Below are 17,029 nucleotides of genomic sequence, written 5' to 3' on the forward strand. Positions count from 1 at the left end.
TGCTCCACACCTCGCCCACGTCCGTCGCGAGCCCCGCGGCGTTACCCACCGAGTTACCCACAGCGTTACCCACGGTCTTTCCCCTCGTGGCGCGTGTACTCGGTTGCCTACTTCCGATTCCGTGCCCGGGCTGTGCCCGCCCACCCGATCCCCGTCGTCCTGCCTCCGGGCTCTGCTCCACCTGCCGCAGGGTGCTGAGCGGGCAGGTCGCGCGGCGCGGTCTCCTGCCCGGGCAAGAGTCGGTGCCACTCTGGTGGGCGCTCGCCTACCGCGACGCCCCGGCTAGGCTCATCCTGAGCTTCAAAAATCACGATCGGGTGGATCTCTGCCGCGCCCTCGCCGACCCCCTCGCCCGCGCGATTCGCGCGGCGCAGCCACGGGAGTCCGCCCTGCCGCCACCGATCCTGGTGCCCGTGCCTGGCCGCGCAGCGGGATTTCGACGCCGCGGATATCACCCGGTTGTCTCCCTGCTGCGCGCGGCCGGTCAACGCCCACGCCACCTCCTGAGCTGGGCACGCGAACCCGGCGACCAGCTGGGCCTCAGCATCGCCGAGCGCGCGCACAACCTCCGTCACGCGATGCGTGCCCGGCCGGTGCCCGCAAGACTCGGTTCGCCGAGCCTGACACACGACGCGAACCTCGCCTCGGTCTGGGTGGTGGACGATGTGTGCACCACCGGTGCCACCCTGCGGGAGGCGATTCGAGCCCTCAGCGCGCAGGGCGTGGTCGCGGCAGGGGCGCTGGTCCTCGCCCGAGCTCCGCGCCGAGGAGCGTCGAATCCGAGCAGAAATTGAGCTCGGCGGCACGGCATGACCCCTCGGCTGTCGGGTTTTGACGGTCCCTGCTGCGGGCGGTTGCGCCCGGCCTCGGAACGGCAATATTAACGTGCTCCCCCGTATTTGTCCGGCGAAATCGAGATCGTGTGACCGCGTTCGCCACCGTAAAAAATACCCTGGTAAGGCCGTGAAAAAAGAGTGCATTGACAGGGTTTTCTCGGCGATTTTACGCTTGCTCTCGGCATCACCAACGTGTGTTGGGGGCAAGACCGTCTAGGGGGAAATCCGTGTTCACAGTGACTAAACCGACCGCTCCTGTGGGAACGATCATTCTGAAGAGCCTGTGGTACGGGTTCATCGCGGGAATGATCTCCGGGATGGTGAAAATCGGGTGGGAGGTGATCTTCCCGCCGCGCACCATCGAGCGCAACGCCACCAATCCGCCGCAGACCCTGCTCGAGCAGTTTGGGATGGCGACGGAACAAACCCACGACTTCGTGATGTTCGGCGACCAGCAGGTCTTCTATTTGGCCCTGATCATTCACTTCGCCTTCTCGATCGTGTGTGCCATGGTCTACCTGTTCGCCGCCCAGTATCTGCCGATCACCTCACTCTGGCAGGGGGCCGCGTTCGGCCTGGTGGTGTGGGTGTTCTTCCACCTGATTCTGATGCCCGCAATGGGCACCGTTCCCGCGGCCTGGGATCAGCCCTGGGAGGAGCACTTCTCCGAGCTCTTCGGGCACGCGGTTTGGGGCTGGGCGATCGCCGCCTGTGGGTTCTTCCTCGCGCAGAAGGATCGTGCGAAGACCCTGGTAAACCTCTAGCTGGCACCTGGGAATTCACGGCGCCAGGGTGGGCAGTATGCCTCTCTTGCCGCCGTTTTTTGCCCCTTCTTCGGGCAGGTTTCGCGGCGGGGCACGCCCGGAAAGTGACGGATATCAGATTTCTAATGACAAGCGTTGGCGAAGGGACTACGGTGGTGGCTAAAGGCGTGAAAGGACCGCCGGGATCAACTGGCGGCACGCTTTGACAGGAGGTCCCCATGGAAACCAACATCGTAGGATTTGGCCTGAAGATCACCGATCGTTTCCGTGACTATGTCGAGGAAAAGTCCGCAAAGGTCGAGCACCTTTCGGAAAAGGCAATCTCGTTTGAGGTCAAGGTTTCTCGGCACAGCGATAAGTCCGGCCGTCGCGGCGAAGACCGGGTGGAACTCACCCTGGTGGGCCCCGGCCCGCTGATTCGCGCCGAGGCCACCGGATCGGATAAGTACGTCGCCTTCGATCTCGCCATGGCGAAGATCATGGAGCGCATTCGTCGCTCAAAGGACCGCCGCAAGGATCTCCGCGGTCGTGGGCGCACCTCGCTGCATGAGGCGAGCAGCGAGGGTTTCAGCTCGATCGGTCTGGAAGCTGCCGGCGTTGACGTGCTCAACGCGGTAGCCACCGGATCGGTCCCGATCGTGGACGCCGTTGAAGACGACGCCCCGTACAGCCCCGTGGTCATCCGCGAGAAGCTGTTCCCGGCCGAGTGGATGACCGTCGAGGAGGCCGTGGACCGGATGGAGCTCGTCGGGCACGACTTCTTCCTCTTCATCGATGCCCGTACCGATCGGTCCAGTGTCGTCTACCGCCGCAAGGGCTGGGACTACGGCGTGATCGGTCTCTCGGAAGAGGCCGAGGCCCAGGCCTCCTAGCGGTTCTTCGCCGCTCAGCGCCGTAATCTCGCGGAATCTGGTCTGACCTCTTTGTCGGGTCCGTCGCAGTCCGCGAGGCAAAAAGCCGCCCCGATCGTGTGTGTTTCACGGTCGGGGCGGCTTCGCTGTGAGGGAAACTTGCTGAGTTTTCGGTCGAAATACGCGCTCGAACGCGGTGTTTTCCTCCCGTCCCGATAACATAGAGTTGGCCCTCGGTGGTCCCATCGATGGGTTGGCCGCACATACCGTGCGGAACTGCGCCCCGTCGACAGCGGTTGGGCCGCACACCCCGTGCGAATCCGCGCCCCGTCGGCGCCCAAAGACAAGTGGAGAGCAAGTCGTGGCCTCAGTCCTGGAAAAAGTCCTTCGTGTTGGCGAAGGCCGAGTCATCAAAAAGCTGCAGAACCTGACCAAGGCGGTCAACGCGCTTGAGGAAGACTTCAACGGCCTGACCGACGAGGAACTGCGCGAGGAAACCGCGGAGCTCCGTGGTCGCTTCGAGGCGGGCGAGACGCTTGACGACCTGCTCCCCGAGGCATTCGCCGCCGTCCGTGAGGCCGCCAAGCGCACCCTGGGTCTTCGTCACTTCGACGTCCAGATCATGGGTGGTGCCGCACTGCACCTCGGCAACATCTCCGAGATGAAGACCGGTGAGGGTAAGACCCTGGTCGCAACCCTGCCGGCCTACCTCAACGCCATCGCGGGCAAGGGTGTCCACGTGGTGACGGTCAACGACTTCCTCGCGAGCTACCAGTCCGAGCTGATGGGCCGCGTGTTCCGCGCCCTCGGCATGACCACCGGTGTGATCATCTCCGGTCAGACCCCGGCCGAGCGTCGTGAGCAGTACGCGGCCGACATTACGTACGGCACCAACAACGAGTTTGGTTTCGACTTCCTGCGCGACAACATGGCCTGGCAGTCGGCCGATCTCGTGCAGCGTGGCCACTTCTTCGCCATCGTTGACGAGGTTGACTCGATCCTGATCGATGAGGCGCGTACCCCGCTGATCATCTCGGGCCCGTCCTCAGGCGAGGCCAACCGCTGGTTTACCGAGTTTGCCCGGATCGCGACCAAGCTGGAATCCGGCGTCGACTTCGAGGTAGACGAGAAGAAGCGCACCGTGGGTGTGCTCGAGCCGGGTATCGAAAAGGTTGAGGACTACCTCGGTATCGACAACCTGTACGAGTCGGCCAACACCCCGCTGATCTCGTTCCTGAACAACTCGATCAAGGCCGCCGCCCTGTTCAAGCGCGACAAGGACTACGTCGTGATGAACGGCGAGGTCATGATCGTTGACGAGCACACCGGTCGTATCCTTGCCGGTCGTCGCTACAACGAGGGTATCCACCAGGCCATTGAGGCCAAGGAGGGCGTGACCGTCAAGGCGGAGAACCAGACCCTCGCCACGGTGACCCTGCAGAACTACTTCCGTCTCTACGAGAAGCTCTCCGGCATGACCGGTACGGCCGATACCGAGGCCGCCGAGTTCATGTCGACCTACAAGCTCGGTGTGGTCCCGATCCCCACCAACAAGACGATGCAGCGCATCGATCAGCCCGACCTCGTGTACAAGAACGAGCAGGTCAAGTTTGAGCAGGTCGCCGAAGACATCCAGGAGCGCCACGAGAAGGGGCAGCCCGTCCTCGTCGGAACCACCTCGGTGGAAAAGAGCGAGTACCTCTCCCGCCTGCTGGCGAAGAAGGGCGTGCGCCACGAGGTTCTGAACGCAAAGAACCACGCACGTGAGGCCGCGATCGTGGCCCAGGCCGGTCGCTTCGGCGCCGTGACCGTGGCCACCAACATGGCCGGTCGTGGTACCGACATCATGCTCGGTGGAAACGCCGAGTTCCTGGCCGTCGCCAAGATGACCGAGAAGGGTCTGAGCCCCTCGGAGAACCCCGAGGAGTACGAGGCTGCCTGGGATGACGTCTTCAAGGATGTCAAGGCCGAGGTCAGCGTTGAAGCCGAGAAGGTTTCCGAAGCTGGTGGCCTCTACGTGCTCGGTACCGAGCGTCACGAGTCGCGTCGTATCGACAACCAGCTGCGCGGTCGTTCCGGCCGTCAGGGCGACCCGGGTGAGAGCCGCTTCTACCTGTCGCTCACCGATGATCTGATGCGCCTGTTCAACTCCGGTGCCGCCGAGGCCCTGATGAACCGTGGCGGAACCCCGGATGACGTTGCGATCGAGTCGAAAATGGTGTCGCGCGCGATCCGCAGCGCACAGTCGCAGGTTGAGCAGCGTAACGCCGAGATCCGCAAGAACGTTCTGAAGTATGACGACGTTCTGAACCGTCAGCGCGAGGCCATCTACACCGACCGCCGCCACATCCTCGAGGGTGACGACCTGCACGACCGGGTCGAAACCTTCCTCGAGAGCGTGATCGACGAGATCCTCGACGTGCACGTGCACGAGGGTAACGGCGATGACTGGGACTTCGACGCCCTCTGGGTTGACCTCAAGCAGATCTACCCCGTCGGTGTAACCATCGATGAGGTCATCGCGGAGGCCGGCCAGCGTGGCCGCGTAAACCGTGACTTCATCCGCCGCGAGATCCTCTCGGACGCCAAGGTTGCCTATGGCACGCGTGAGGAACAGCTGGGTGAGCCCGCGATGCGTGAGCTTGAGCGCCGCGTGGTGCTGCAGGTGGTTGACCGCCGCTGGCGTGACCACCTCTACGAGATGGACTACCTGAAGGACGGCATCGGCCTGCGCGCGATGGCTCAGCGTGACCCGCTGGTTGAGTACCAGCGCGAGGGCTACGCGATGTTCCAGCAGATGATGGGCCAGATCCGCGAGGAGTCCATCGGCTTCCTGTTCAACCTTGAGGTTGAGGTCGCCCCGAGCGGCCAGGAGTCCGTCGAGGTTTCCGCCAAGGGTCTTGAGCGCAATGAGCCCGAGCAGCGCAAGCTGAGCTACACCGCCCCCAGCGAGGACGGCGAGGTTGAGGTTCGTGGCGCAGGTGGCCAGATCAACCAGACCGCGACCGCCAAGGCACAGCGTGAGTCGGGTTCGGCACCCTCGGGTTCCGCACCCTCCGGCGACCGCGGGGCTTTTGGCCAGCAGTCCGGTGGTGGCAACCGCGCCGACCGTCGTAAGAAGAAGTAGCCACCGCTCGTGAGTTTCGGTGCCGCCTGCCCTTCGGGGCGGGCGGCACCATTCTTTTGCACGCGAATGCCCGGAGATTTCTCACACTAGATGACGTGCAGGTGCACAACCTGCCAGCGGGAATCCCCGCGCTCGAGGCGAATTGCGACCGCGATCGCGCTGCGTTCGGTCTGGGCGACAACGGCGGCTTCCACGACGTCTGGGGTGGGGTAACACAGGTGCGGGGTACCGAGTGAGTAGGCCGTGTGGTGGGGCCCCTGATTGCGCTGCGCCCTACTTCGCCGGGCGAGGGCGGCACGCAGCTCAAGGTGGGTGTATGTTTCGGTCGAGATCCAGTGCGCCAACTGGCTGACATCGCGGACACCACCGACCACCTCAAGTGCGGCGAGTGCCACACGCAGGACGATCGTGGGAACGGACGGACTGAGCAGGGGCGGGGATGCCGCGGCGGGCCCGCTGGGTGAGGACCGTTCGGGGCGAGACGCGGGCACGGGTGAGACGGAGGACATATGGTCCCATTTCTGAAGGGTGGCCGCGTGGTGCCGGGGGATGGGGCCGGGTGGCCCGAATGTGGCGACACTGGGTAACCATCAAAACAGCGTTCCGCCACCCGCGGCGCACACCCGTGAGGCACTGTGTAAAACTATTGGTACCGAGACGGTGGGGGAAAGCTTCCGCGGGCCGTCACACCTGACCCCGCCGAGCATTCTAAACTGGGGGAATGTCGACTCTCAGTGACCTCATCCACCGTCAGGGCCTTGCCAGCGAGGAAGACATCGATTGGCTGCATATGCTCATCGGTGACGCCCAGCTGCTCGCCGACCTTGCGTTCGCGGATATCGTCATCTGGGCACCGACCTCGGACGGCTCCTTCGTCTCGATTTCGCACCACCGCCCCTCGAGCGCCGCGACCCTGTTCTACCGCGATGTGGTGGGCCAGCGGGTGAAGCCGCAGTGGGCTGCCCAGGTTTCGAGCGCGTTTGAAGACGGCAAGATTGTCGACTCCTCGTCTCCGGACTGGTACGAGGAAACCCCGACCCGCGTGCGCGCTGTCCCGGTGATGCGCCGCCTGACACCGAGCTCGGCCGAGAACGCCCCGCGGCCGATTGCCGTGCTGACCCGGCACACAAACCTCTCCGAGACCCGCACGCCGAGTCGTCAGGAACTCACCTTCAACGAGTGCGCCGACGATCTGTTTGAAATGATCGCCGCCGGAGACTTCCCGGATCTCGGTGCGCCGAGCGGACCGCGCCGCGGTGCCCCGCGCGCGAACGACGGCCTGATTCGTCTGGATGTCGAGGGCATCACGACGTTCGCGAGCCCCAACGCGCTGTCCGCCTTCAACCGGATGGGTTTCGTGGATGAGCTGGAGGGGGAGTCCCTCGCCGAGGTCACCACGCAGATCCTGCCCGGTAAGCAGGACATCGACGAGTCGCTGCCGCTGGTGGTGACCGGCCGCGCCCCCTGGCGCACGGACATCGAGGCCCGCGGTGTAACCGTCTCGCTGCGCACCATTCCGCTGCGGCACCGGGGCGAGCGGGCCGGCGCGATCGTGCTGTGCCGCGACGTTTCCGAGCTGCGCCACCAGGAGCGCGAGCTGATCACCAAGGATGCGACGATCCGCGAGATCCACCACCGGGTGAAGAACAACCTGCAGACCGTGGCCTCGCTGCTGCGCATCCAGGCCCGTCGTGCCCGCACCGAGGAGGGCGCCGAGGCACTGACCCAGGCGATGCGCCGAGTGTCCGCGATCGCGGTGGTGCACGATACCCTCTCCGAGGGTCTGAACCAGGCCGTGGACTTTGACGACGTGTTTGAGCGCGTGCTGATGCTGATCGCCGAGGTTGCCTCCTCACACAACACCAAGGTGCACCCGATCAAGACCGGTACCTTCGGCGTGCTGCCGAGTGAGTACGCGACCCCGCTCGCGCTTGCGCTGACCGAGCTCGTGACCAACGCCGTGGAGCACGGCCTCGCCGGCCGCGAGGGCAAGGTCGAGATCGTCGCCCAGCGCGATGCCGAGACCCTGACCGTGCTGGTGCGCGACAACGGCGCCGGTTTGCCCGAGGGGCGCGTGGGCGCGGGCCTCGGTACCCAGATCGTGCGCACGCTGATCCAGGGCGAGCTCTCGGGCCGGATCGACTGGCACACCGTGATGGGCTCGGGCACCGAGGTTACCATCGAGGTGCCGATGCGGTTCATCCGCGGCTAGTCGAGAACTAAAGAACGGTCGTCTCCGATGAGGAGACGACCGTTCTTTCGTGGCTAGCCCTGCGAAACCGCGGCCGGGCGCTCGGCGGTTGAGACGATGGGTACCGCGGTGCCGGTGTGGGCCGAGATCAGCACCGACTCCATGATTTCGAGCACGTGCAGGGCGAGGGCGCCGCTGGTGCGTGGGGTTTCGCCCGCCGGGGTGCCGGCGAAGTCGTCCAGCCCGATGCCGCGGGAGGCCTCGGGATACCCGGCCGATACCGGTAGGGTTTCCCACCCGTCCTCTCCCAAGCGGCGGATCTGCACGTCACCGGCGAATCCGTTCGGGTCCGGCACGATCAGCGAGGCGGTTTCACCGTGGATCTCGATGTTCGAGGAGCGGGTGGCTACCGCGTCGAAGCTCATGAACAGCGTCGACAGCGCGCCCGACGCGTGGGTAAGGACACCGGTGACGTGGGAGTCGGTGCTCACCGGGATGCGCTCCCCGGCACGCGGGCCGGAACCGATTGTGCGCTCATCACGGGTGTGGCTGGCCGCGCCGATCACCGAGGTGACCGGACCGAGTAGGGTGACCAGCGCTGTCACATAGTAGGGGCCCATATCCAGCAGCGGGCCACCACCGGGCACATAGTAGAAGTCCGGGTTTGGATGCCAGCGCTCATGCCCCGGGGTCACCATGGTGGCGGTGGCGGAAATCGGGCGGCCAATCGCGCCGGCATCCACCGCCGCGCGGGCGGTCTGTACGCCGGTGCCCAGCACGGTATCGGGGGCAGAGGCCACCCGAACCCCGGCAGCCTCGGCGGCGGCCAGTACCTCGACGCCCTCGGCGACGGTGGCGGTGAGGGGTTTCTCCCCGTAGACGTCCTTCCCCGCGGCAATGGCGCGCAGGGCGATATCGGCATGGGCGCGAGGAATCGTGAGGTTCAGCACCACGTCAACCTCGGGGTCGGCGAGGAGCTCATCCACCGTGAGGGCGCGTACGCCGGGAATCGGGGCGGCCTCGGCGACGCTGCGTGCGCGCTCCATGTCGAGATCGGCCACGGCGACCAGGTGCACGTTCGCGAGCTTTGGGAAGCTTGCGAGGTATTGCCCGGCGATCGCCCCCACCCCGATGATGCCCACTCGGGCGGGTGCGATTACCGACTGGCCCACAGCAGCCCCCGCTCGATGATGGTCTTCACGTTGGCATCCTGCAGCACCTCGACGCGGTGCCCCGGGGTGCTCACAAAGATGCGCCCGCGGCCCCACTGACGCGTCCAAATGGCGGGGGAGGTCACCGGCCTGTTCCAGGCATCCCAGGGGCGTACGGCCTGCGTGGTGGTCGCGAGGACGTCATTGTAGTCGTCGGCGAGTACCCAGTACTGCTCGGTAGTGAGCTCGAAGTCCTCAATGCCCGCGACGATCGGGTGCTCCCGCTGCTCGGGCAGGATATTGACGGTGTGCGGCACATAGTTATCCGACTGCTCACCGATGCGCTCGTCCTCGTGCTTGCCGGGGTGGCAGGCGAACTGTCCGCCGATGAGCTGGAGGTAGTCGGCGTTGTTACGGTAGGAGTCGGCGATTCCGCCGTGCCAGCCGGCAAGACCCGTGCCGGCCTCCACGGCGCCGCGGAGCCCCTCGAACTCCTCCTTCTCGATCGTGGTCATGGTGTTGCACTGCACGATCAGGTCCACGGTCGCCAGATAGTCGGTGTCGGCGTAGACGGCGGTGGACTCCTCCACCCGCACGGTGAAACCGTTTGCTTCGAGGAAGGGGATGAAGAGGTTGGTGGCTTCGACGGGCTGGTGTCCGTCCCAGCCGCCACGAACCACGAGGGCGTTTTTCATGGGTGTACTTTCCTTAGGGGGTTACCGGAAAACCGGGGTGAAGGTGCTGTGATCGGCGGAGCTGCGCTCCACCGCGTCGAGAACGCGCTGCACGCCGAGAGCCTCGGCGAAGGAGGGGGATGGCGCGGTACCCGCGCCGATCGCGGTCACCAGATCCACGACCTGGTGGGTGAACCCGTGCTCATAGCCGAGCCCGTGGCCCGCGGGCCACCAGTTCGCCGTGTACGGATGCACCGGTTCGGTGACGATGATGCGCTGGAACCCCTGGGTGTGTGCGGGGGCGGTCCCGTCGAAGAACTCGAGGACGTTCATATCCTCAAAATCGAATGCGAGTGACCCGAGGGTGCCGTTGACCTCCAGCCGCACCGCGTTCTTCCGGCCGAGAGCGAAGCGGGTGGCCTCGAAAATGCCCACGGTGTTATCGGTGAAGCGGGCGGTGAACAGCGCCGCATCGTCCACGGTCACGTCCGCGTACTCGCCATCGGTGGCCCCGGATCCGCCGAGCCCCACGTGCTCGCCGGCCACCGGCCGGCGGGTCACGAAGGTCTCCAGCAGCGCCGAGACGCCGGCGATATCGGTGCCGGTGACAAACTGGGCCGCGTCGATGATGTGGGCACCGATATCGCCGAGCGATCCCGACCCGGACTTTGTTTTATCCAGCCGCCAGGTCATCGGCGCGTTTTCATCGCTCAGCCAGTCCTGAAGATACTGGGCGCGCACCTGACGAACGGTGCCGAGGCGGCCCTCGGCCACGAGCTGTCGGGCGAGAGTCAGCGCCGGTGTGCGACGGTAGGAGAAGCCGCACATCGAGAACACGCCGCGGGCCTCGGCCTCCTCGGCGGCGGCCGTCATCTCCTCGGCCTCGGCCACCGAGTTCGCGAGCGGCTTTTCACACAGAACGTGCTTGCCCGCGGCGAGAGCCGCGAGGGCGATCTCTCGGTGGGTGTCACCCGGGGTGCAGATGTCGATGAGGTCGATGTCATCGCGCGCGATAACCTCACGCCAGTCGGTGCTTGCCTCGGCCCACCCGTACTTGCGGGCAGCGGCCGCGGTGGACTCGGGGTTGCGCCCGGCGATGACCGCGAGCTCCGGAGTGAGCGGGAGGTCAAAGAACCGGTGCGCGGTGCGCCAGGCGTGTGAGTGCATGGCACCCATGAAGGCGGTGCCGATCATTGCCACGCGCAGGGCGGGGGCGGGGGAATTACTCATTACTGTCCTACTTTCCAAAACCGGCGGTCAGGCCGCCGAGAAGCTGTTTGCGACCCACGAGGTAGAGCACGAGCAGCGGAATGCTGGTGAGCACAACGCTCGCGAGGATCGCCGGAATGTTCATGCTGAACTCACCCTGGAACGCCCACAGCGACAGCGGCAGCACCGCAACGTCGGCGCTCTGGGTCAGGATCAGGGGGAACAGGAAGCTGTTCCACACCTGCAGGCCCTGATAGATACCCACGGTTACCAGCGCGGGCTTGACCAGCGGGAAGGCGAGCTTCCACAGCATCTGCCAGTTGCTGCAGCCATCCAACCGCATCGACTCGAACAGCTCATTGGGCACGTTGCGCATGAAGGTGTTCAGGATGATGACGGACAGCGGAATCGCGAACGCGATCGAGGGCAGGATCAGCGCGAGCAGGGTGTCATACATGTTCGCCCGGGTGACCATGAAGTAGATCGGGATGATGGTGGCCTGCAGCGGGATCGCGAGCCCCAGAAGAAACAGCGAGTTGGTGCCGGCGAGGAAGCGGGAGTGGCCGCGCACGATCGCGTAGGAGGCCATGAAGCACACCAGCAGGATGGGGATGACCGATCCGATGGTCACGATCGCGCTGTTCAGAAAGTAGCGTGCGAAATCGTGCTCGAGCACCATCACATAGTTGTCGAGCGTGGGGCTAGCCGGCGGCAGCAGCGGGTTCGAGGAGTAGTACTCGGACTGCCGCTTGAGGCTCGTGATGATCACGTAGTAGATGGGCAGGATGATGATCGCGAGCCAGATCCAGCCGCCGAGGCCGCCCAGAATGTTCGGGCGTTCCCGGCCACTGCGTGCGCGCGGCGGCCGTGCACCGGTGTTGGTGTTGGCATCGGACGGGGTGGTGCGCGGTGCGCTGAGCGTGCTCATCATGCTCCCTCGGTCTGGCTGGCCCGGCGGTCCTTGCCGCCGAGTCGCTGAAGAATCAGGGCGAGGCTCACGCCGATCACCACGAGAATGACACCGAGCGCGCTGGCGGCACCCATGTCGTTGGCCTTGAACCCGGTGAGGTACATGTGCAGCGGCAGCAGTCGGGTTGCGTAGCCCGGGCCTCCGGTGGTGAGGATGAAGATGAGGTCGAAGTAGGTGAGCGAACCCACCACCATCAGGGTGGAGGAGGTGATGATCGTGTACTTCAGCTGCGGCAGCGTGATGTGGAAGAACTGGGCGATGGTGCCGGCTCCGTCGATCCGGGCCGCCTCATACATCGAGGCGGGAATCTGGCGCACGGCGCCCTGATAGATGAGGGTGTGGAACGGGATGAACTGCCAGGCGATCACGAAGATCACCACGAACAGCGCGAGGTCGGCGTTGCCCAGCCAGTCCTGGTTGAGCAGCGGAATGCCGAGCCCGGCCCCGAGACCGAAGTTGGGGTCGAGCAGGGCCTTGAATGCGATCGCGATGGCCGCCGAGCTGAGCAGCAGCGGCACGAAGTAGAAGACCGCGAGGAGCGCGCGGTAGCGCTGACGGCCGGCGACGAACGCGCCCAGCAGGATGCTGATCGGTGCCTGCACGATGTAGGAGAAGAACATGATCTTCGCGGTGACGACCAGGGCGTTGCCGGTGACCGGGTCGGTCAGGACGGTGGTCCAGCTGGAGAGCCCGGAGAAGGAGAGGTCGCTGATGCCGTCCCAGTTGGTAAAGGACAGGGCGATTACCCCGCCGAGCGGCAGCAGCGCGAAGGCCGAGAACATGATCAGCGCGGGGGCGGCGAACCACCCCGAGGGGCCGGACTGACCGGCCGCTCGGGTGGATCGCGCCGACCGGGTGGCCGGCGCGGAGGCGGGGCGTGCCGAACCCTGGGGGAGCTCGGCACGCGCCTCGGCGCGGGTCTTTTCGGGAGACGTGGTGGTGGACATGTGCGGGTGCTACTTCCCGAGGGTGGCGTTCATCGTGGTGGCGAACTCCTGCGGGGTGATCTTCTTCAGGAAGATCTGCTCGAGGTTCGTGAGCATCGCCTCACCCTGTGCCGGGGGGAGCGCCTGATCCCAGGAGAGCTGGAAGTGCGGGGCGTTGGAGGCCATGTCGTAGACGAACGAGAGCCAGTCGGCGTTATCAGAGGACTTCAGCTTGGCCTCGACGCCCTGTACCACGGGTACGGCACCGGAGGCGATGATGTCATCCACGTACGCATCGTTGTTCAGCCCGTCGGCGAGGTAGGCCAGCGCGGCCTTCTTCTGTTCCTGGGTGGCCTTCGAGGAGATCGACCAGAAGTTGGTGGGGTTACCCACGATGTTCTTCGGGTCGCCCACCCCGCCGGCCACGGTCGGGAAGGTGGTGTAGCCGAGCTTGCCGTCCTTCACGAAGTCGGGGGAGTCGGTCTTGAAGGTCTGGTAGCTCCACGCGCCGTGCAGAACCATCGCGGCCTTGCCGGTGTGTACCAGCGCGAGGTCGGCACCGCTGTCGGAGGACACCGAGGCGAATCCGTTGATGAATCCGCCCGCGTCGACGAGCTGCTGAATCTTGGTGAGGGCCTCGATGATGGCCGGGTGCGACCAGGCGTCGGGCTTGCCATCCAGCACCGCCTGGAACGCCTCGGGCCCGCCGATGCGATCGGAGAGGTACTGCAGCCACATCAGGCTCGGCCACTTGGTCTGCGCGCCCAGTGAGAACGGTGCGATGCCCTTCGCGTTGAAGGTCTTAACGAGGTCGAGCAGATCATCCCAGGTCTTCGGCGGGGTGACCCCGGCGTCCGTGAACATCGCGGTGTTGTAGTAGAGCACGACCGGCTGCAGCTTGTTGTTCGGGATGGCGTAGGTCTTGCCGTCCACCGTGCCGTTCGCGAGAACCGAGGGGATGTACCGCTTCAGGACCTCGGGGTTCTCGGCGACGAAGTCGGAGAGATCCTCGATCTGCCCGGCCTTTACGAAGTCGGCGAGCACGCCGCCGCCCCAGCCGAACACGAACGTGGGGCCCTCGCCCGCGCCGATTGCGGTGCGCAGCTTGGGCTTAAAGCCGTCCTTTGCGAACGCGTTGAAGTCGATCTTGAGGTCGGAGTGTTCCTTGTTCCAGGTTTCCACCGAGGTCTTCATCACGGTGGTGTCATCGCCGGTGAGGGCCCACATGGTGGCCGCTCCGGTGGTTTGGCCCGGGCCGCCGGATCCGCAGCCGGTGAGGGCGAGCGCCAGGGCGGCGCTTCCCGCGATGAGGGTGAGCAGGTTTCGTTTCTTCATTGAGACTCCAGTGCTAGGGGACGCGGGCCTGGAGGCACCGCGATCAAACAGAGGTTTCAACGCACCGCTTCGTCGTTGAAGCCGGTGAACAGCGCAGTGGTTGATCGTACAACCCGTTCGAAATAGTTTCGAACACTTTTAGGTCGTGCTCGAAAGAATAGCCGCGACTCCGGGGGTGGTCAAGGGAAAGTTTGCGAATAATCACCTGATATCCACCCGCACCGCGATGAACGTGGTAGGAATAGGCAACGAATAACTTTCGAGCCCGCGATCGAAGCGGATCCGGGCATCAGGCGAATGGAGCTGGCATGACGGATCATCGGATCACCCTCGCGGAGATTGCGGCGCTCGCCGAGGTGTCACCCAGCACCGTCTCCAAGGTGCTCAATCAGCGAGACGACGTGGCCGCGAGTACCCGGCGGCGGGTTCAGGCCGTGCTGGATCGCGAAAACTACGCGGTGCCCGGGCGGCGCATGCCCGCGGTGCAGGATCACCCGCTGGTGGACTTTGTGACCTCAAACCTCGACAACGCCTATGGAGTCGAGGTGCTGCGCGGGGTGGTGCGGTACGCGGAGAGTACCGACGTCGAGGTCGTGGTGAGTCGCATGCCCGATGCGCGGGTACGCCGTGATCAGCCCGCGGCCTGGGCGGAACGCGTGGTGGCCTCGGGGCGGCGCGGAATGATTCTCGTGACCTCGGACCTCACCGCCGAGGAGCTCGCGGAGTTTCGCGCGCGCTCGGTATCGCTCGTGGTCATCGACCCGCTGAACCCGCTGCCGGGCGAGCACGTGAGCGTCGGATCTACAAACTGGGCGGGCGGACGCACCGCGGTGGATCACCTGATCGAGCACGGACACCGGCGGATCGGCTATATCGGCGGCCCGGAATCGGCCGAGTGCAACACCGCGCGCTTCAACGGCTACCTGGGTGCGCTGCGCGCCGCGGGCATCGCGGTGCGGGACGAATACATCACCGGCACCTCGTTCGGCCCCGAGGCTGGTATCGCCGGGCTGCGCCACTTCATGGCGCTCGAGGAACCACCCACCGCGGTGTTCGCCGGCAGCGACTCGACCGCGGTGGGCCTCATCCAGGAGGCCCGTCGCCTCGGCGTGCGTATCCCCGAGGATCTCTCGATCGTCGGCTACGACGGCACCTCGCTGAGTGAGCAGACCGTGCCGCGCCTGACCACCGTGCAGCAGCCGCTTCAGGAAATGGGGCGTACCGCCCTGCGCCTGGTGCTCAGCCAGGCCGCGGGGGACGACCTGGGTTCGCACCACATCGAGCTCGCCACGCACCTGATCGAGCGCGACTCGGTGGCGACGCTCACGCCCGCACCGTAGCCGACGCACAAAACCGCGGCATCTCGCACGGGATGCCGCGGTTTTGTGCGTGGAGGGGCGCTAGCGTGCCGGGTAGATCACGGTTTTGAGGGCGGACTCCTGGGTGCTGGCCTCCAGGGCGGTCTCGACCTCGGCGAGGCCGTACTGCCCGGTGACGAGGCCATCGAGGTCGATCTTGCCGGCGGCGACGAGGTCGATCGCGAGCGGCCAGGTGTTGGTGTAGCGGAAGATGCCGGTGACGATCAGCTCGTTGTTCTGGATCACCGAGACGGGCAGGGTCATCTCCGGCGAGCCGAGGCCCACCAGCACCACGCGGCCCGCGGGGCGCACGGCTCGGATGCCCGAGGTGACGGCCGCGGCAGCGCCCGAGGCATCGATGAAGGCGTCCACTCCGAGGGTGCTGACATCCTCCTCACGAGGATCCAGCACGCGGGTGGCGCCAAAGCGCAGTGCCTGCTCGCGGCGGCTCGCGCTGAGGTCGCTGACGATTACCTCCAGTGCGCCGTACGCGCGCGCGACCTGCGCGATGATGACTCCGATGGGTCCGGCGCCGGCGATCAGCACGCGCGAACCCGCGGTGAACTCCGCCTTGCGAGCGGTTGCGATACCGACCGAGAGTGGCTCGATCAGCGCGGCGGCCTCATCACTCACGGAGTCCGGCACGTCGTGCGCGAAGTGCGACTGAATGACCGCGTACTCGGCGAAGGCGCCGTCGATCGGCGGGGTCGCGTAGAACTCCATGTGCGGGTCGAGGTTGTAGTTTCCCTCGAGGGTTTCGCGGGAGTTGGCGCGCGGGCGCTGCGGTTCGATCGACACACGGGAACCGATGCGGGCGGGGTCAACATCGGCACCGACGGCGGCAATCACACCCGCGGACTCGTGCCCGAGAATCATCGGCGCCTCGACGATGAAATCGCCAATCCGGCCCTCGTGGAAGTAGTGGACGTCGGAACCGCAGATGCCGACGGCGGAAATCTTTACCAGCACCTGATCGGCGTCGAGGTGCGGGAGCGCGCGCTCCTCGAGGGCAACCTGACGCGCAGCGTGAAGGACGCTGGCGCGCATGGTCTGGGGGAGTTCGGGGGAGTGTGAGGGCGTCGACATTGAGTTCCTGACGGGACGGGACACAGTTTGTTGTGTCAATCAATAAAATGGTGTTTCCCTTGCACCATACAGTGATCACCGTCTCGGGGAAAGTCCAGAACTAAAAACCTGTAAATGGGTAAGCAAAACGCCCCGGACAACGAGGGGGAGTGTCCGGGGCGTTCGCGTGGTACTGGTTTGGGAGGCGCGGCTGGCTTAGGAGGCGCGGCGTGCGCGGGCGGCGCGACGCTTCAGTGCGCGGCGCTCGTCCTCGGAGAGGCCACCCCAGACGCCCGAGTCCTGACCGGTCTCGAGTGCGTACTGCAGGCACAGTTCGGTGACGTTGCAGCGACCGCAGACCGACTTGGCCTTCTCGATCTGGTCGACGGCCGGGCCGGTGTTACCTACCGGGAAGAAGAGTTCCGGGTCGGCTGTTAGGCAGGCAGCTTTATCGCGCCAGTCCATGGGGTTGCTCCTTTTTTGAATACGGTTCCCAACCAGCTAAGGTCGGTGTGAGGGGATCGTACCGAGTCTCAGAGGTCGCGAACACATAACGCGGTGGTGCTCACGAC

15 protein-coding genes are annotated in these 17,029 nt (G+C 65.4%); 6 read left to right on the forward strand and 9 right to left on the reverse strand.

Going from position 1 to position 17,029, the window contains the following annotated elements:
* The first annotated feature begins 242 nt into the window (after nt 1–242).
* The 4 genes from D9V32_RS07740 (at nt 243) to secA (ending at nt 5,578) form a co-directional block, all read left to right on the forward strand.
* Entirely contained in the window at nt 243–794 is a 552-nt protein-coding gene (locus D9V32_RS07740) for a ComF family protein (RefSeq protein WP_121648327.1), read from the forward strand.
* A 359-nt stretch (nt 795–1,153) separates the two neighbouring features.
* On the forward strand, nt 1,154–1,600 hold the full coding sequence (locus D9V32_RS07745; RefSeq protein WP_245982171.1) for a DUF1440 domain-containing protein: 447 nt from the start codon (nt 1,154–1,156) through the stop codon (nt 1,598–1,600).
* Nucleotides 1,601–1,818: 218 nt separating this feature from the next.
* Complete coding sequence (gene hpf, locus D9V32_RS07750; protein WP_121648329.1) at nt 1,819–2,472, forward strand: ribosome hibernation-promoting factor, HPF/YfiA family; 654 nt, start codon at nt 1,819–1,821, stop codon at nt 2,470–2,472.
* Nucleotides 2,473–2,812: 340 nt separating this feature from the next.
* The gene (gene secA / locus D9V32_RS07755) at nt 2,813–5,578 is read left to right on the forward strand and encodes a preprotein translocase subunit SecA (RefSeq protein WP_121648330.1); all 2,766 of its coding nucleotides are present in this window, start codon (nt 2,813–2,815) and stop codon (nt 5,576–5,578) included.
* Between the two features lie 86 nt (nt 5,579–5,664).
* Here secA and D9V32_RS07760 read toward each other — a convergent pair whose 3' ends face one another.
* Nucleotides 5,665–6,087 carry an Rv3235 family protein gene (locus tag D9V32_RS07760; protein WP_121648331.1) on the reverse strand — a complete coding sequence of 141 codons (423 nt, stop codon included), beginning with the start codon at nt 6,085–6,087 and terminating at the stop codon, nt 5,665–5,667.
* 212 nt (nt 6,088–6,299) lie between these two features.
* Between D9V32_RS07760 and D9V32_RS07765 the strand changes: the two genes are divergently transcribed.
* Nucleotides 6,300–7,790 carry a sensor histidine kinase gene (locus tag D9V32_RS07765; RefSeq protein WP_121648332.1) on the forward strand — a complete coding sequence of 497 codons (1,491 nt, stop codon included), beginning with the start codon at nt 6,300–6,302 and terminating at the stop codon, nt 7,788–7,790.
* Nucleotides 7,791–7,843: 53 nt separating this feature from the next.
* Here the strand turns inward: D9V32_RS07765 and D9V32_RS07770 are convergent, their stop codons facing one another.
* The 6 genes from D9V32_RS07770 to D9V32_RS07795 all read right to left on the reverse strand — a co-directional run bounded on the left by D9V32_RS07770 (nt 7,844) and on the right by D9V32_RS07795 (nt 14,034).
* On the reverse strand, nt 7,844–8,941 hold the full coding sequence (locus D9V32_RS07770; protein WP_121648333.1) for a Gfo/Idh/MocA family protein: 1,098 nt from the start codon (nt 8,939–8,941) through the stop codon (nt 7,844–7,846).
* Nucleotides 8,926–9,615 carry a ThuA domain-containing protein gene (locus D9V32_RS07775; RefSeq protein ID WP_121648334.1) on the reverse strand — a complete coding sequence of 230 codons (690 nt, stop codon included), beginning with the start codon at nt 9,613–9,615 and terminating at the stop codon, nt 8,926–8,928. The genes D9V32_RS07770 and D9V32_RS07775 overlap by 16 nt, the downstream gene beginning before the upstream one ends.
* A gap of 21 nt (nt 9,616–9,636) precedes the next feature.
* On the reverse strand, nt 9,637–10,824 hold the full coding sequence (locus tag D9V32_RS07780) for a Gfo/Idh/MocA family protein (protein ID WP_121648335.1): 1,188 nt from the start codon (nt 10,822–10,824) through the stop codon (nt 9,637–9,639).
* A 7-nt stretch (nt 10,825–10,831) separates the two neighbouring features.
* Entirely contained in the window at nt 10,832–11,734 is a 903-nt protein-coding gene (locus D9V32_RS07785) for a carbohydrate ABC transporter permease (protein WP_121648336.1), read from the reverse strand.
* Nucleotides 11,731–12,555 carry a carbohydrate ABC transporter permease gene (locus D9V32_RS07790; protein ID WP_245982189.1) on the reverse strand — a complete coding sequence of 275 codons (825 nt, stop codon included), beginning with the start codon at nt 12,553–12,555 and terminating at the stop codon, nt 11,731–11,733. The genes D9V32_RS07785 and D9V32_RS07790 overlap by 4 nt, the downstream gene beginning before the upstream one ends.
* A 174-nt stretch (nt 12,556–12,729) precedes the next feature.
* Nucleotides 12,730–14,034, reverse strand: a complete 1,305-nt coding sequence (locus D9V32_RS07795; RefSeq protein ID WP_121648338.1) for an ABC transporter substrate-binding protein — start codon at nt 14,032–14,034, stop codon at nt 12,730–12,732.
* 308 nt (nt 14,035–14,342) lie between these two features.
* On the opposite strand from D9V32_RS07795, the gene D9V32_RS07800 reads away from it, so the two are divergent.
* Nucleotides 14,343–15,374, forward strand: a complete 1,032-nt coding sequence (locus D9V32_RS07800) for a LacI family DNA-binding transcriptional regulator (RefSeq protein WP_121648339.1) — start codon at nt 14,343–14,345, stop codon at nt 15,372–15,374.
* Nucleotides 15,375–15,434: 60 nt separating this feature from the next.
* Here D9V32_RS07800 and D9V32_RS07805 read toward each other — a convergent pair whose 3' ends face one another.
* Nucleotides 15,435–16,478 carry an NAD(P)-dependent alcohol dehydrogenase gene (locus D9V32_RS07805; protein WP_220700674.1) on the reverse strand — a complete coding sequence of 348 codons (1,044 nt, stop codon included), beginning with the start codon at nt 16,476–16,478 and terminating at the stop codon, nt 15,435–15,437.
* A 195-nt stretch (nt 16,479–16,673) separates the two neighbouring features.
* Nucleotides 16,674–16,922 (reverse strand): WhiB family transcriptional regulator, encoded by a 249-nt coding sequence (locus tag D9V32_RS07810; protein WP_121648341.1) that lies wholly within the window; start codon nt 16,920–16,922, stop codon nt 16,674–16,676.
* Nucleotides 16,923–17,029 lie beyond the last annotated feature (107 nt).

This window comes from Mycetocola tolaasinivorans, assembly GCF_003667565.1.
Classification (GTDB): Bacteria; Actinomycetota; Actinomycetes; order Actinomycetales; family Microbacteriaceae; genus Mycetocola; species Mycetocola tolaasinivorans.